At 43.1% G+C, this 14,438-nt stretch carries 12 protein-coding genes; 11 read left to right on the forward strand and 1 reads right to left on the reverse strand.

The window, feature by feature from the left end; translation table 11 throughout:
- The first annotated feature begins 479 nt into the window (after positions 1 to 479).
- Positions 480 to 2,465, forward strand: a complete 1,986-nt coding sequence (locus LKD36_RS14870) for an ATP-binding protein (RefSeq protein ID WP_308460079.1) — start codon at positions 480 to 482, stop codon at positions 2,463 to 2,465.
- A 160-nt stretch (positions 2,466 to 2,625) separates the two neighbouring features.
- Here the strand turns inward: LKD36_RS14870 and LKD36_RS14875 are convergent, their stop codons facing one another.
- Positions 2,626 to 4,332: a protein kinase family protein gene (locus tag LKD36_RS14875; RefSeq protein ID WP_308460080.1), complete on the reverse strand. Its 1,707-nt coding sequence runs from the start codon at positions 4,330 to 4,332 to the stop codon at positions 2,626 to 2,628.
- Positions 4,333 to 4,902: 570 nt separating this feature from the next.
- Here LKD36_RS14875 and LKD36_RS14880 point away from each other — a divergent pair.
- The 10 genes from LKD36_RS14880 to pstB all read left to right on the forward strand — a co-directional run bounded on the left by LKD36_RS14880 (position 4,903) and on the right by pstB (position 14,438).
- On the forward strand, positions 4,903 to 5,754 hold the full coding sequence (locus LKD36_RS14880; protein WP_308460081.1) for an Rpn family recombination-promoting nuclease/putative transposase: 852 nt from the start codon (positions 4,903 to 4,905) through the stop codon (positions 5,752 to 5,754).
- A 78-nt stretch (positions 5,755 to 5,832) separates the two neighbouring features.
- Positions 5,833 to 6,513: a hypothetical protein gene (locus tag LKD36_RS14885; RefSeq protein ID WP_308460082.1), complete on the forward strand. Its 681-nt coding sequence runs from the start codon at positions 5,833 to 5,835 to the stop codon at positions 6,511 to 6,513.
- Between the two features lie 117 nt (positions 6,514 to 6,630).
- On the forward strand, positions 6,631 to 7,164 hold the full coding sequence (locus tag LKD36_RS14890) for a prolyl-tRNA synthetase associated domain-containing protein (protein ID WP_118769687.1): 534 nt from the start codon (positions 6,631 to 6,633) through the stop codon (positions 7,162 to 7,164).
- Between the two features lie 355 nt (positions 7,165 to 7,519).
- Positions 7,520 to 7,882: a BlaI/MecI/CopY family transcriptional regulator gene (locus LKD36_RS14895; protein WP_308460083.1), complete on the forward strand. Its 363-nt coding sequence runs from the start codon at positions 7,520 to 7,522 to the stop codon at positions 7,880 to 7,882.
- A gap of 2 nt (positions 7,883 to 7,884) precedes the next feature.
- Positions 7,885 to 10,029 carry a M56 family metallopeptidase gene (locus LKD36_RS14900; protein WP_308460084.1) on the forward strand — a complete coding sequence of 715 codons (2,145 nt, stop codon included), beginning with the start codon at positions 7,885 to 7,887 and terminating at the stop codon, positions 10,027 to 10,029.
- Between the two features lie 61 nt (positions 10,030 to 10,090).
- Positions 10,091 to 10,696 (forward strand): protein adenylyltransferase Fic, encoded by a 606-nt coding sequence (gene fic / locus LKD36_RS14905; RefSeq protein ID WP_308460085.1) that lies wholly within the window; start codon positions 10,091 to 10,093, stop codon positions 10,694 to 10,696.
- Positions 10,697 to 10,913: 217 nt separating this feature from the next.
- Positions 10,914 to 11,861, forward strand: a complete 948-nt coding sequence (locus LKD36_RS14910; RefSeq protein WP_308460086.1) for a substrate-binding domain-containing protein — start codon at positions 10,914 to 10,916, stop codon at positions 11,859 to 11,861.
- Positions 11,862 to 11,945: 84 nt separating this feature from the next.
- Entirely contained in the window at positions 11,946 to 12,797 is an 852-nt protein-coding gene (pstC, locus tag LKD36_RS14915; protein ID WP_308460087.1) for a phosphate ABC transporter permease subunit PstC, read from the forward strand.
- A gap of 2 nt (positions 12,798 to 12,799) precedes the next feature.
- Entirely contained in the window at positions 12,800 to 13,681 is an 882-nt protein-coding gene (gene pstA / locus LKD36_RS14920) for a phosphate ABC transporter permease PstA (RefSeq protein ID WP_118769693.1), read from the forward strand.
- Between the two features lie 7 nt (positions 13,682 to 13,688).
- Entirely contained in the window at positions 13,689 to 14,438 is a 750-nt protein-coding gene (pstB, locus tag LKD36_RS14925; RefSeq protein ID WP_308460088.1) for a phosphate ABC transporter ATP-binding protein PstB, read from the forward strand.

The raw sequence follows: 14,438 nt of genomic DNA on the forward strand, positions 1-14,438 counted from the left end.
CGGTCTGGCTGCGCCGGTATCCACTATGGTGGGAATTATTCTGAATGTGGGATTTTTTACATGGATATCCAACCGAAAGCATTGGCCACGGAGCTGATCAGTATGATAGCTGCGAAGATGGGGCAGAGATACTGGATCATAAATTTGGACACGCGCTCGATTCCGTTGCGTACACCTGCATAAATAATACCTAAGGTAATAAAGGTAAATACAAGTGAACACACACTTTTTTTGGCGTAGTATAGAGGAAAGAAAAAAGCAATTTGAGATGGAAAAATGTTGTTATTTACATAACTGTATATTATAATGCAAATATGCAATAAATCTAGCTAATTCACATCTCATTCTCGGAGCTCCAATCGAGCAAGATTCCCGATAATGACACAATTGAATGCAGAACAGATACGGGAAGAAGCTTCGTTCGGAGAAAGAGAAATCGTGGTAGAATAAGAAAAAGTGAAATTGTAGAAGGTGGGCCTATGAGATATATACAGTATCTGACAGAAGTGATTCTGGCATGGATCCAGATGAAAGAGGGAAAAAATCTTCCTGAAAAATACCATCACCTGTTTGAAACAGAATTGTCGGAGGAAGGTGAGATCAGGGAAGTGTACCAGAACTTGCTAGCCGAAGAGAGTGAAGAAGCTGAAAAATACAGGAGACTGATCGAACTTTGTGGAAATACAGAGATCAGCAGAAAATTGTTGGACTGTTGTATTGCAGGACTTCTGTATCCGGAATTTTACCAGTTTGCAAAAGAGCAGTGGAATGGAATCACACTGGATGTGATGGAATCGTTGTGTGATGAGGAAGTTACTTATAAAGAAATGAAACAGGTCTGGGAATGTGCCGGGCGTATTTTGCAGTGTGAGAAAAATCATGGATTATTTTTGAGGCATGTTTTCTGGGCAGATACAAGAATCCTGGACTATTTTCTGGATCCGGATGTTATTGATGAAAAATTAACCCGTGTGGGAACTGAACTTTACACAGGAGAGGAAGATCCTGGAGAAATCTACGTAAATGAGGCGGTTGAGCAAGAACTTTCAGATATCTTGAGAAAGGAGAACGGGGACTGTGTCCAGATCGCAGGAAATACAGGATGCGGAAAGAAGTTTCTCCTGAAAAAAGCATGCCATGCAACAGGACAGAAAATGATTCTGGCGGATATCCGGCAGATTCAGCAGTGTAAAGATGGCCTGTTATATCCACAGTTACTGATTCGGGAAGGCATGCTCCTTGATTGTGGAATCTGTCTTTATCATATCAGTCAGGAAGCACTGGAACAGGTACTGACGCATTTCCTGAGACCGATGCTTGCTCAGAATATTCGTGTATTTTTGTGTACAGATATGGAAGCAGAAGTGATTCCGCGGATTCACAGCCATGTAGAGTATGTGCTGGTGCCTGCGTATGGAAGACCAGAAAGAATTGCACTCTGGAAGGGATTTACGGAAGAACATGGAATTCGAAAGCAGGTAGACTGCATTACAGCAGGCTCGAAGTTTAAACTTTCCGCCGAAGAAATCCGCAAAGCGGTAGAGCGTATCGTGGTAACCTCTGCTGCATTGACCATCGGTGAGAGCGAGATCGGCCGAATCTGTGAAGAAGTTCTTCTGAAGCCATCCTGCGGCAGCATCAAAAGAATCCCGGTTCAGTATACCTTTGATGACTTGAAACTTTGGCCGGAGCAAAAAAGGATTCTCAACAATATCTGTGCGCACGTATGGCACCGGCATAAAGTGTATGATGAATGGAATCTGGAAAGCAGATATTCCTATGGAAAAAATGTATCCGCACTGTTTTATGGCCCGCCCGGAACCGGTAAAACCATGGCAGTTCACGTAATTGCCAATATGCTGAATCTGCCGCTTTACCGGATTGATCTGTCCCAGGTAGTCGACAAATACATTGGTGAAACGGAGAAACGGCTGGAAGAAATTTTTAATGCGGCAGAGAAGAACAATACGGTGCTGTTCTTTGATGAAGCTGATGCGATCTTCGGAAAAAGAAGTGATGTGCACGAGGCAAAGGATAAATATGCCAATACGGAAGTGTCCTATATTCTGCAGCGAATCGAGCAGTATGATGGCATCGTGATTCTGGCGACCAACTATCGGAAAAATATTGATGAGGCATTCATGAGGCGTATTCGATATGTGGTGGAATTTTCACTCCCGGATGCACGCTTGAGAAAAGAACTCTGGAAATCCAGTTTTTCCGATGAGATTCCGACAGAATATCTGGATTATGATTATCTGGCGGAACAGTTTGAAATCTCCGGTGGGTCGATTAAAAATATCGTTCTGAATGCCGCCTTCCTGGCAGCAGCGAGAAATGAGCCGGTATCCATGCTGGATGTGCTGTACAGTATCAAAAATGAAAATGCGAAAACAGGAAAAGTCATGCTCAGCAAAGATTTCGGATTATATGGAGATATGATGGAAGAAGAAGCTGGAAAATGAGTCGTTGCGGAAGAACAGTCACCTGCCCAAAGAGTAATGAAAACTAACAGAAGAAAAAGGAGTTGCTGCAAAATAGGTGAGGGATCAACAGCTCCTTTTTTGAAGTTTAAATTGCCGGATATTTTTTGGAAATATTTTCCGATTCGTCCACTTGCGAATCTTATAGTAAAAGTCTTGAAACGTAAGTTCCGCCTATTTTCTTATTAAACATTCCGGTAACGGTCGTATTTTTAAATTCTTCCAGTGTCTCTGCATTCCATTCCTGATTTTGAAGAAAGAAATGACTTCCGCTTTCCTCTTTTTCTTTTTTGATAGCTGTCTGTACCTGTGCAAGACGTTTCCAGGCATTCTCAATGGCGGATGGATCCAACAGATCGCCAAGCAGAAAGAAGAGCTGTTCCTTGTTCACGGCCAGAATCCGATCTGCCATAGCTGCATCCATATGTGGAATATGAAAAGTTCCATCATCATTAAAGATACTGATTCCGTTTTGCCCGATGATGTTATTTAACTGGAAAGCATCACCAAAGGAAAAATCATTATCTATTCCGGTCGCACCAGTCAACATTCCGGTAGACTCGTCTTCCTGAATAAAATAATTGTTCGTATGCCTGTCAATCTGACCTGTAATATAATCCAGTACCTGAAGATTTGTCAGCTGACGTTGTAAATTACCGGTTATTTTCTGAGAAATATCACCGGAATCAGAGGATGCGGTTTTATTTTTATAACGTTCAGCAATGGCAGCGGCAGCTTTTCCTTCTGCTTTCTGCATCAGATTTCCAACTCTTCCGGTGGCTTTTCCAGGTTCCACCATTTCGACGGTTTCTGATCGGGCAATTACATCTCCGGCACCAAGAAGATCGGCCATACGGCTGGTAGCTACATTTCTATTAGTAAGATTAATGCTCTCTCCATCTTGCAAATTTACGTTTAAAAGACCTTTTGTTCGAATATTGTAGGAAGTGATATCATAAGAATCTGCAAGTGCACATAAGGATTTTACATAAGAAGAAAATTCTGGAACAGTCAACATTTCATCCATATTTTTTAAGATGTCTGCCAGTGATTGAATGGATGTATTTGTCAGATCCCAGGAAGAAGTACAACTTAACATTTTTTCCTTTGCCTTTTCATAAAGGCTATCAGAAATAGGAGACAGCTTGAGGGCTCGTTCCATAAGTTTGAAAATAAGAACTTCTTTATCCTCATAATATGTAAATATTTCAGCATCTTTAAAAAAGCCGGAAGTATCCGTGTTCTCCAGATCACCTTCTTTCAGTACCGTCAGACGACTGGCTAAACCACCGACATGACTGTGTTCGGAATCCGCTTTTTTCATATAAAACTTTTTGCGACGTGCGATTTCCACAGCCTGCCATACATTGGAAGCCTGTTCCGAAGCAGGAAGAGTCTGATACTGTCCCCAGTAAGTAGTCAGTGTTAATTGGTCTTCCATGGCCTGCGCTTTTATTTTCTCGACAATATCCTGCCGAGCTTTACCGCGGTCAGAGAAAGCATAGCGATTTAGATAACGGTCGCACTTGGAGACCAGATTTTGATAACTGTTTGTTACCTGACGTGCCACTTCCTTTGTGGATTCATAATCATTTTTCTTCAAAGGAGAAGCCAGTAAACTTAACACGCGAACCATACTGTCAGAAACTTCATTATACTTATCTGAATTCTTTTTAAAAAGTCCGCTGCCTCCTTTTTTAGAAGCCGACAATTCATCGTATAAATCGCGCATAGGGACATTGACAGTAGAGATTCTTTGTGGCTCTTCCTGTTCAAACAGTGGATTCTCCTGCCATACAGGGTCAGCGGCAGTCTTGTCTTCTTTTTTCTTCCGTGAAAAAATTCCCATGGAAAAACCTCCTTTCGGCTCTCAGAATTTACTGATTCTATTATATAGAAGAAAAAGGAAGAAGGCACTACCCGTTCGTATAGTGTGGAAATGTAAAATCTGTTGTGGTCTGAGCCGCTTATTTTCAAGTAGATTTGGAAATAAGCGGCTCTTTGTTTATCGGATAAATGTGCGAGAATAAAAGATTTTAAGGAGCTTTTACCACAAAAAAAGATATCCAGAAACGGATGGATTCCACCGATTATCTGGTCAATTCCGCATTCACTCAGGAATGCACCGGGTTGATTTCCCGTGGATTGCAAAGTGATGAGAACATTTCCCTGGTATTTTATTTAAAATAAGTTGCTTTTTAAATAACTATATGTTACTATCTAAATATACAATTTATCTAAATAATGCAAAAGCATTTTCGGAGCTCTGATCGAGCAAAATTCCCGATAATGACACAATTTAATATAGAGCAGATACGGGAAGAAGTAGCTTTCAGAGAAAAAGAATTTGTGATAAAATTATAAAAAGGAAAGTTTCTCTTTTGATATCTGTTTTGTAGGATTTGAAAGGAGAAGCTATATGAAAACAAAAGCGAAAGATAATTTTTTAATGTCCCCGAAAGTGGATTATTGCTTTAAAGAATTATTGGCGTACTCGGAGATCAGAAAAGGATTTATTGCAGCAATTTTAAATAAAGATCCGGAAGAAATTGCAGAGACTACATTGATGCCAACGATTCTCAGCAAAGATACAGAAGATGGTAAGTATGGTATTCTGGATGTTCGGGTACGGATGAAAAATGGTTCACAGATGGATTTGGAAATGCAGGTGGCACCATTTGAATTCTGGAATAATCGGGTTATTTTTTATTTAAGTAAAATGTATGCGGAACAGGTTAAAGAGGGGGATAAATATAAAAATTTAAAACCATGTATTCAGGTCAGTATTTTGAATTTTAACCTGTTTCATGAAGACCGGACGTGCTTTCGTGAAATTGCATTCTGTGATCTGACAACGAAGCAAAAGTATACGGATTTACTGGAGATCTATGTATTAGAATTAAAGAAACTTCCACCGGAGCAAAAAGAGGAACCGCTGATTATCAAATGGATGCGGTTTCTGGCTGCAGAGAGTAGAGAGGATTTTGAAAAAATGGCAGGAGAAGATAATTATATTAACGAAGCCTATGAGGTTTTGCAAAAGCTTAGTGCAGATGAACGGAAACGTCTGGAATATGAAGCGAGACAGAAGGCAATTCGTGATTACGATTCACAGATGAGCAGTTCAAGAGAAGAAGGCATTCGGATTGGAGAAGATAGGCTTAATCATTTATATGAAAAATTGATGAGAGATCATCGGTCAGACGATTTAGTGAAAGCAATTTCTGATAAAGTGTACCGAGAGAAATTGTATCAGGAATATGGACTGTAAAAAATGAAATTTTTTGTAGTAAATATCTGTCATTTCCCGTTTTATAAGTAAAAGAAAAGGGAAAGGCAGGTAATTCATATGAAGAAGAAATTATCAGCAGCAATGATGTTTATGGCGGCCATTGCACTTTTAAACGGCTGCGGTCAGAAGAGTGACGAGCAGAAATCAGATGTCCAAGTACAGACGCAGGAAGAACAGGTAGTATCGGATAATGAAGCCGTGACACTGCCGGAACTTTCGGAGAACCGGCCGATGGCATATCCGCCTTGTGTGATGATTGATGGAATCGTGTACCAGGATACGGGGTATGTAAGTTCCATGCTGGGATGTGGTGTCATGGATGGCGAGATTACATCAGAGGTGGATGGAACTCAGCTTCCTGCAGAAAATGATCAGTCGAATTTTGGAACAGGTTATGCATATCAGAGAGGCACAGAAAATTATGTGATTGTGATGATGGATGGAGAACCGGAGATTTTTCAAAATATAGAAATGGAGAGAGATGGCTCCATACCGCCGGAGGTACTTCATTTCAATGGGGAAGTAAAAGAGATCGGGGATGGAAATCTGTTGGTAACTTATCTTTCTACGGCAGACGGTTTTATGGAGCTGTCAGATGGAGACTATGTGATGTCCACGGACAATCTTCTGGATGAGGTACAGAAAGGCGATGTGGTGACCATCTGGTTTGGTGGGATCATTTTGGAAACTGCACCCGCGCAGCTGACAAATGTATACCGGATTGAAAAAGCAGAATAAAGAGTGAAAAGCACAGTGTCATCAAAAGATGCGCTGTGCTTTTCTTAATGGAAAAACTGTGGTACAATTCAGAAAAGTTACAGTGGATAAATTAACCGCAAAAAGGAGACTTGCATAATGGAATTACAGAAGGGAAGACCTGCGGATACCGCAGGCAGACTGGAAAAAGAAATTCGTACGTATGATTTACTGGATCGTCTGGGTGTGGAGTATGAGAGAATAGATCATGAGCCGGCTATGACCATGGAAGACTGTAAGGAAGTTGACCAGTTACTGGAGGCAGTGATCTGCAAAAATCTGTTTCTGTGCAACCGCCAGAAGACGGCCTTTTATCTCTTGATGATTCCGGATACGAAAGTATTTCATACCAAAGATCTGTCCGCACAGATTGGGTCCGCGAGACTTTCTTTTGCAAAACCAGAGTATATGGAAGAATTCCTGGATATCACACCCGGCTCGGTCAGTGTTATGGGGTTAATGAATGATAAGGAGCACCGGGTACAGCTCCTGATTGATGAGGATGTACTAGATGGCGAGTATATCGGCTGTCATCCCTGCATTAACACTTCCAGTATCCGGTTTAAGGTGAAAGATTTGATAGAAAAAGTAATCCCGGCAATGGGACATGATTTCGTGAAGGTGAAATTGTAAAAAATAGGGGTGGAAAAAGTGACTTGGGTCTCGGCTAAACAAACAGGAAAAAAGTTCCTGTCATACTAGCTTAAATTTGATAATTTCGATGAAATTGTAACTGAAAGAGAGCTGGGGGAAAATTAGTTCCTGCGAAAATGAAAAACGTGGATGCGGTAGAGATGGAGATGTAATATAGACCCAGCCAACAGAGATAAAAATATAATGCTCCAGTCAGGGAAATTGTTCTCCGGTTGTCCCGGCGGGAAGCTGACACTTTCTGAAAATCCTCCTTGACATCGTTGGTCGGTTATTGTAGACTTGAATTAAGAAACAGGTCTACAATAACCGACTTTTTCTTTCGGAGGATATATTTATGGAAGAGTTCAGATTATGCAACAGTGATTACCGCTTCATGATGCTGGTATGGGAGCATGCACCGATTGGATCTGGAGAACTGGTGAAGCTGTGTGCGGAAAAGCTTGGTTGGAAAAAATCCACTACGTATACGGAGATCAAGCGGCTCTGTGAAAAGGGAGTGCTGCAAAATGAGCATGCGGTAGTGACGCCGCTGGTGACACAGGAGGAAGTGCAGGCGAAGGAGTCAGATGAGTTTGTGGAGCGGACTTTTTCAGGATCGCTGCCCGGATTTTTAACTGCATTTCTGGGAAATAAGAAATTATCAGGGAAAGAAGCAGAGGAACTGAAAAAGCTGATTGATGAATATCGGGAGGATTGAGTATGCATCTGGAGCAGGTTTTTACACAGATCCTGAAAATGAGCATGACAGCGGGCTGGTGTATTCTGGCAGTACTGGTACTGCATCTGATTTTTCATAAGGCTCCGAAAAAATATCTGTATGCTCTGTGGCTGGTGGTGGCTTTCCGGCTGCTCTGTCCGGTTTCTATTAGCACACCGGTGGGAATTTTCCAGGGTGAGCAGACAACTGTGGGGCAGACGGTAAGTGAGCAGACGAGTGTTGAGCAGGCAGCAGTTCTGCGGTCAGACAATCCATCAGAAGTACAGCCGATGGAGAATTTACAACAAATTTCCATCGTAGGTGAGGAACAGCAGGAAACGCCTGCTCGGCCAATCATCCATGTGGCAGGAGAGAAAAGAGTACTTCGGCTGGCATCCCGCATCTGGGTCATCGGTATGGCAGCTCTGGCAGGTTACTACGTATTCAGCCTTTGGCGTATTCGCCGGAAACTGAAGAAGGCTGTGCTGGCAGAGGAACAGAATCACCATCCTGACTGGGGGAAGATTCCGATCTATGAGTGTGACAGTCTCCCGTCTCCATTTGCTATGGGGATGCTCCATCCGAAGATTTATCTTCCATATGGAATGAAACCAGAAAACAGGGAGATGGTACTTCTTCATGAGCAGTATCATATCCGGCGGAAGGATCAGCTTGTAAAAGCCATGGCGTGTCTCTTGCTGGCTGTCTACTGGTTTCATCCACTGGTGTGGACAGCATGGGCAGTGATGTGCCGGGATATGGAGATGAGCTGTGATGAAAAAGTACTGGAACTCATTGGAAAAGCGCGCAAAAAAGAATACAGTATGGCCCTTTTGCAGTTTGCATCGGAGAAACCCATACAGTCTCTTTCCATGCCTCTGGGATTTGGAGAACCGAATGTAAAGAGCAGAATCCAGCATGTGCTGAAATATAAAAAGGCAGCAGTTGGAACCGGAGTGGCAGCCGTGATTCTGATTGTGGCAGTATTTCTCCTGCTGGGAAGTAACCGCAGCAATCCATCTGGAAATAATACAGGGACAAATGATGGTCAGACAAAGAGCAGAAGCAGCACGGTAACAGTAGATACCGAAACACAGGCAGCAGAACTTCTCTACGAAGCACGAAATCCTTACGTGGGAGATGCTTCTGCCAATGGAAAACTTCTGGGAGCTATTGCAAAGGCAAGGCCTGATTCGGTATTTGCGAGTCTCTCTTATAAGACGGAGCTGCAGACATCGGAGGAACCCTATGAATTTCATTTCTTATTAGAAACAGATGAAGTGGATGAGACAGTACTTGATGAGGATCTGTCCGTCACTTCGGTACTGATGCTGGCACTGACAGACAATCTCGGAGAAGTGCAGTGGTACGGTACGGATGAGCAGATCATTTCCTACGTGGATATAGACCGGGCACAGAGTTTGCTTGGTATTGACAATCTGAAAGCTTACGCAGAATCACCGGAAAAAGTGCGGGAGCTTCTGAAACTTGTGGAACAGATGGATATGGAAAATACCACAGAAGAAGAGGCGCAGACGATAAATACAGCAGAACACCGCGCCGGTTTTCAGAATGCATCCCTTCACTGGTATTTTCCGGAAAGCTACAAAGACAGTATGCAGAGTTGCTATACGGAAGCAGAGGCAGAAGCCCATGCACAGAAAGCTTTGGAGGAACTTTATGATCTGACAGGATATCTGGTAAAGGAGTGCTATTATTTCTCCCATGATGATGGAACCGTGGACTTTGCCATGTCATCGGAGGATCTGGAACATGGCCGTATCTTCTTAAGCCGGTGCTTCGCTGATGTGCCGGGAGCGGAAAATTCTATTCAGACCATGAATCTGGCATCAGACCTGATATGGTCACCCACTGTCAGTGCGGCTGAACTTGCCAGACAGGTGGAAATGCCGGGAGTGGTGTTAGATTTTCCAGATGACGAGAGTGCAGCCATTTGGTATGTAACCCATTCCGGACAATATAATGGACAGCCGGTGAAGAAGGTATATCAGAATTATTCGGCAGATCCTTCCATCTGGACGGTGGTAACTGCCAACGGTGAGACCTATGAAATCTCATTGGATGCAGACTGGAACAGTTTCTCCAATCTGGCAGGCCCGTATCCGGATGAAAATATTCAGCATTAAAGGAAAGACTGTTGTTTTCAAGGATGGATTTCTCTATAATGAAAATTAACGGAGGTGCGATATGGCGCTCGAAAATAAATTAGGTATTACTGATTCAGCGGAACTTGCCCGTGAGGAAGAGAAAATCAGTAAGAAAAAGGCACTGTGGTTATTTGAAAGCGGAACGCTTGACAGTCTGAAGGCGGGAACTTTTGCGGCATTACAGGAGATTCATAAGTGTCTGTTTGAAGAATTGTATGATTTTGCAGGAAAAATACGTACGGTAAATCTGGCGAAAGGCAATTTTCGATTTGCTCCGGTGATGTATCTGGAGGCGGCGCTTGGCAATATTGAGAAAATGCCTCAGTCCACGTATGATGAAATCATCGAAAAATATGTGGAAATGAATGTGGCTCATCCATTTCGGGAAGGAAATGGACGCAGTACCCGTATTTGGCTGGATCATATTTTGAAAATGGAAATCGGTAAAGTAGTGGACTGGAGTAAGGTAGACAAAGAAGATTATCTTCTTGCCATGGAACGAAGTCCCATCAAAGATGTGGAGATCAAAGTGCTTCTGAAGGAGGCACTGACGGACGAGGTAGACAGTCGTGAGGTCTATATGAAAGGAATTGACCATAGTTACTATTACGAAGGATATACCACTTACAAAATTGAAGAATTATAAGAATAAGAAAGTGCCCATCTGTGAAAAGGAACGTCCGCAGTCCCGTTTCACAGATGGGTACTTTTGTGATTGTTTTATGTAAAATCACATTTTACAAACATTTCACGCAATCACGATAATGGATTTTACATTTCTCCTTTATGATCTTACCTGTACTTAAGGAACAGGTACAGAATAAAAACATCATTTCATTCGTATGAAGGAGAGAAAATCTATTATGAAAAAGACAATCGTAGCAATGATGATTATGGCAATGACAGCAGCTTCCGTAGCAGGATGTGGAAGCAGCTCCAATGATACCGCAGCAGCGGAGAACACCACAGACGCAGCAGCTGATACCACAGCAGAGGCAGCAGACGACACCGCAGCAGCAGGTTCCATGAGCGGAGCAATCACCGTACTTTCCCGTGAGGATGGATCAGGTACCAGAGGTGCATTCATCGAGCTGTTCGGTATTGAGCAGAAAGACGCAGATGGTAATAAAGTAGATAACACCATCGACAGTGCAGAGATCACTAACAGTACTTCTGTTATGATGACAACGGTAGCAGGAAACAAAAACGCAATCGGATATGTATCTTTAGGATCACTTGATGAGAATCAGGTAAAAGCAGTTCTGATCGACGGAGCACAGGCAACTGCAGAGAATGTAAAAGATGGTACATACAAAGTATCCCGTCCGTTTAACATCGCAACCAAAGGCGAACCGACTGGTCTTGCAAAAGACTTCATCGATTACATCTTAAGCGAAGAGGGCCAGGCAGTTGTAGAAGAGAACGGATATGTAAGCGAAGGAAACACCGGTGCATTTGAAGGAACAGGAGCCGAAGGCAAGATCACCGTTGGCGGTTCTTCTTCCGTTACTCCGGTTATGGAAAAACTGAAAGAGGCTTATGCAGCAGTAAACCCGAATGCAACCATCGAGGTACAGCAGAGTGATTCTACTACCGGTATGACTTCCACGATCGACGGAACCTATGACATCGGAATGGCATCCAGAGAGCTGAAAGATGAGGAAGCAGCAGAACTGACTGGACAGGTAATCGCACTTGATGGTATCGCAGTCATTGTAAACAAAGAGAACACCATTGATGAGCTGACTTCTGAAGATGTACTGAATATCTACACCGGAGCAACCACTGACTGGTCTGAGATTGCGCAGTAAGGTCATTCAGACTGACACGAACGACAAGGAGGGTGAAAACATCAGGTTTCACCCTTTTGTTTTGAAATTGGAGAGAACGTCTATATGAAAGACATAAAAGAAATCATCATGCACATTGTTTTTCTGGTTGCTGCATGTGTATCGATCCTGGCGGTTGCATTGATCTGTATTTTCCTGTTTGCAAATGGACTGCCTGCAATTGCGAAAATCGGACCAACCGCATTTCTGACAGGAATGAAATGGAAACCCATGAATGAAATCTTCGGTATTTTTCCGATGATTGTGGGAAGTATTTACGTAACTGCAGGTGCAATTATCGTAGGTGTGCCGATTGGAATTTTGTGTGCAGTTTTTATGGCAAGATTTTGCCCCAGGAAACTTTATCCGGTTCTGAAGCCGGCCATTGAACTGATGGCAGGAATTCCGTCTATTGTCTATGGCTTTTTCGGACTGGTAGTGATTGTGCCGATTATCCAGCATCTGACCGGAACCAGTGGAAAAGGAGTACTGACAGCATCCATTCTGCTTGGAATTATGATTCTTCCGACGATTATCGGAGTATCTGAAAGTGCGATCCGGGCAGTGCCGGAAAGTTATTACGAAGGTGCTCTGGCATTGGGAGATACCCATGAGAGAAGTGTTTTCTGTGCGGTACTTCCGGCAGCAAAATCCGGAATTATGGCAGGTGTGATTCTGGGAGTCGGACGTGCCATAGGAGAAACGATGGCAGTTATCATGGTAGCAGGTAACCAGCCGGTGATTCCGGGAAGCCTTCTGGCAGGTGTCCGTACTATGACAGCGAACATTGTATTGGAGATGGGATATGCAGCAGGTCTTCACAGGGAAGCATTGATTGCGACCGGAGTAGTACTGTTTGTCTTTATCCTTATCATTAATCTGCTGTTCTCACTGATCAAGAAGGGAGAAAGCAAGTAACAATGGATAAGAAGAAAAAAGAAGTAAATTATACAAAAGTTCAGAAACTGAAAGCGAGTGTTTTAAGAACGATCGTCTGGTTATCCGCAGGAATTACCACAGCAATTCTCCTTGCCCTGATCGGATATATTCTGATCAAAGGTATCCCGTGCCTGAAGCCAAGCTTGTTTGCATGGGAATACAATACGGATAACGTATCTATGATGCCGGCCATCATTAATACGATTGTTATGACATTGGTAACGTTGCTTTTTGCTGTGCCGGTTGGTGTATTCTCTGCTATTTATCTGGTGGAATATGCCAAAAGAGGAAATAAACTGGTAAAAGTTGTCCGTATGACTACAGAAACACTGTCAGGTATTCCATCTATCGTCTACGGTCTGTTCGGCTATCTGATGTTTGGTGTGGCATTCCATTGGGGCTATTCCATGTTAAGTGGTGCCCTGACCCTGGCGATTATGGTGCTGCCGTCCATTATGAGAACGACAGAGGAAGCACTGAAGTCTGTACCGGATTCTTACAGGGAAGGAAGTTTTGGTCTGGGTGCAGGTAAGTTAAGAACCGTGTTTGTAGTTATTCTGCCGAGTGCGATTCCGGGAATTCTGGCCGGAGTTATCCTTGCGATCGGACGTATCACCGGCGAGACTGCGGCGCTGATCTATACGGCAGGAACAGTACCTGGTATCCCGACGACAAAATTAAGTGGAATTCCGATTTTTGACATGATGGCGTCAGGACGTACCCTGGCAATTCATATGTATGCCTTGCTAAATGAAGGACTTTATACGGAGCAGGCTTATGCAACAGCGGTTGTCCTTTTGGTTATGGTACTGTTAATCAATGCCCTTTCTGCATTTGTAGCGAAGAAGTTTACGAGGAGCTAAAAGAATTATGGGAAAATTCAACATATCAAAGCTGGATCTCTACTATGATGATTTCCATGCATTAAAAAATATTAATCTTGATATTCCAGAGAAAGAGATCACTGCTTTTATCGGACCATCCGGATGCGGAAAATCTACATTGTTAAAATCTCTGAACCGGATGAATGATCTGGTAGAAGGATGTAAAATTACCGGTGAGGTAACACTGGATGGTGTGGACATTTATAAAAATATGGATGTAACACTCCTTAGAAAAAGAGTCGGTATGGTATTCCAGAAACCAAATCCGTTTCCGATGAGCATTTACGATAACATCGCCTATGGACCAAGAACCCATGGAATCCGCAATAAAGCCCATTTGGATGACATCGTGGAAAAATCCCTTCGTGATGCAGCTATCTGGGATGAGGTGAAGGACCGTCTGAAGAAGAGTGCACTTGGCATGTCCGGCGGACAGCAGCAGCGTCTCTGCATTGCCCGTGCCTTGGCAGTACAGCCGGAAGTGCTTCTGATGGATGAGCCGACATCTGCTCTGGACCCGATTTCCACATCTAAAGTGGAAGATCTGGCACTGGAACTGAAAAAAGATTATACCATTATTATGGTTACCCACAACATGCAGCAGGCAGCCCGTATCTCTGACAACACGGCATTCTTCCTGCTGGGAGAAGTCGTAGAATTTGATAATACGGAAAAACTGTTCGCTATGCCAAAGGATAAGAGAACAGAGGATTATATTACAGGAAGGTTTGGTTGA

Origin of the sequence: Hominiventricola filiformis (genome assembly GCF_020686965.1) — a bacterium.
Lineage (GTDB): Bacteria > Bacillota > Clostridia > Lachnospirales > Lachnospiraceae > Hominiventricola > Hominiventricola filiformis.

Excerpts from the sequence above, each read along its gene's own strand:
- LKD36_RS14870 (WP_308460079.1), top strand. The coding sequence starts at position 480 with ATGAGATATATACAGTATCTGACAGAAGTGATTCTGGCATGGATCCAG.
- LKD36_RS14875 (WP_308460080.1), bottom strand. The coding sequence starts at position 4,332 with ATGGGAATTTTTTCACGGAAGAAAAAAGAAGACAAGACTGCCGCTGAC.
- LKD36_RS14880 (WP_308460081.1), top strand. The coding sequence starts at position 4,903 with ATGAAAACAAAAGCGAAAGATAATTTTTTAATGTCCCCGAAAGTGGAT.
- LKD36_RS14885 (WP_308460082.1), top strand. The coding sequence starts at position 5,833 with ATGAAGAAGAAATTATCAGCAGCAATGATGTTTATGGCGGCCATTGCA.
- LKD36_RS14890 (WP_118769687.1), top strand. The coding sequence starts at position 6,631 with ATGGAATTACAGAAGGGAAGACCTGCGGATACCGCAGGCAGACTGGAA.
- LKD36_RS14895 (WP_308460083.1), top strand. The coding sequence starts at position 7,520 with ATGGAAGAGTTCAGATTATGCAACAGTGATTACCGCTTCATGATGCTG.
- LKD36_RS14900 (WP_308460084.1), top strand. The coding sequence starts at position 7,885 with ATGCATCTGGAGCAGGTTTTTACACAGATCCTGAAAATGAGCATGACA.
- fic (WP_308460085.1), top strand. The coding sequence starts at position 10,091 with ATGGCGCTCGAAAATAAATTAGGTATTACTGATTCAGCGGAACTTGCC.
- LKD36_RS14910 (WP_308460086.1), top strand. The coding sequence starts at position 10,914 with ATGAAAAAGACAATCGTAGCAATGATGATTATGGCAATGACAGCAGCT.
- pstC (WP_308460087.1), top strand. The coding sequence starts at position 11,946 with ATGAAAGACATAAAAGAAATCATCATGCACATTGTTTTTCTGGTTGCT.
- pstA (WP_118769693.1), top strand. The coding sequence starts at position 12,800 with ATGGATAAGAAGAAAAAAGAAGTAAATTATACAAAAGTTCAGAAACTG.
- pstB (WP_308460088.1), top strand. The coding sequence starts at position 13,689 with ATGGGAAAATTCAACATATCAAAGCTGGATCTCTACTATGATGATTTC.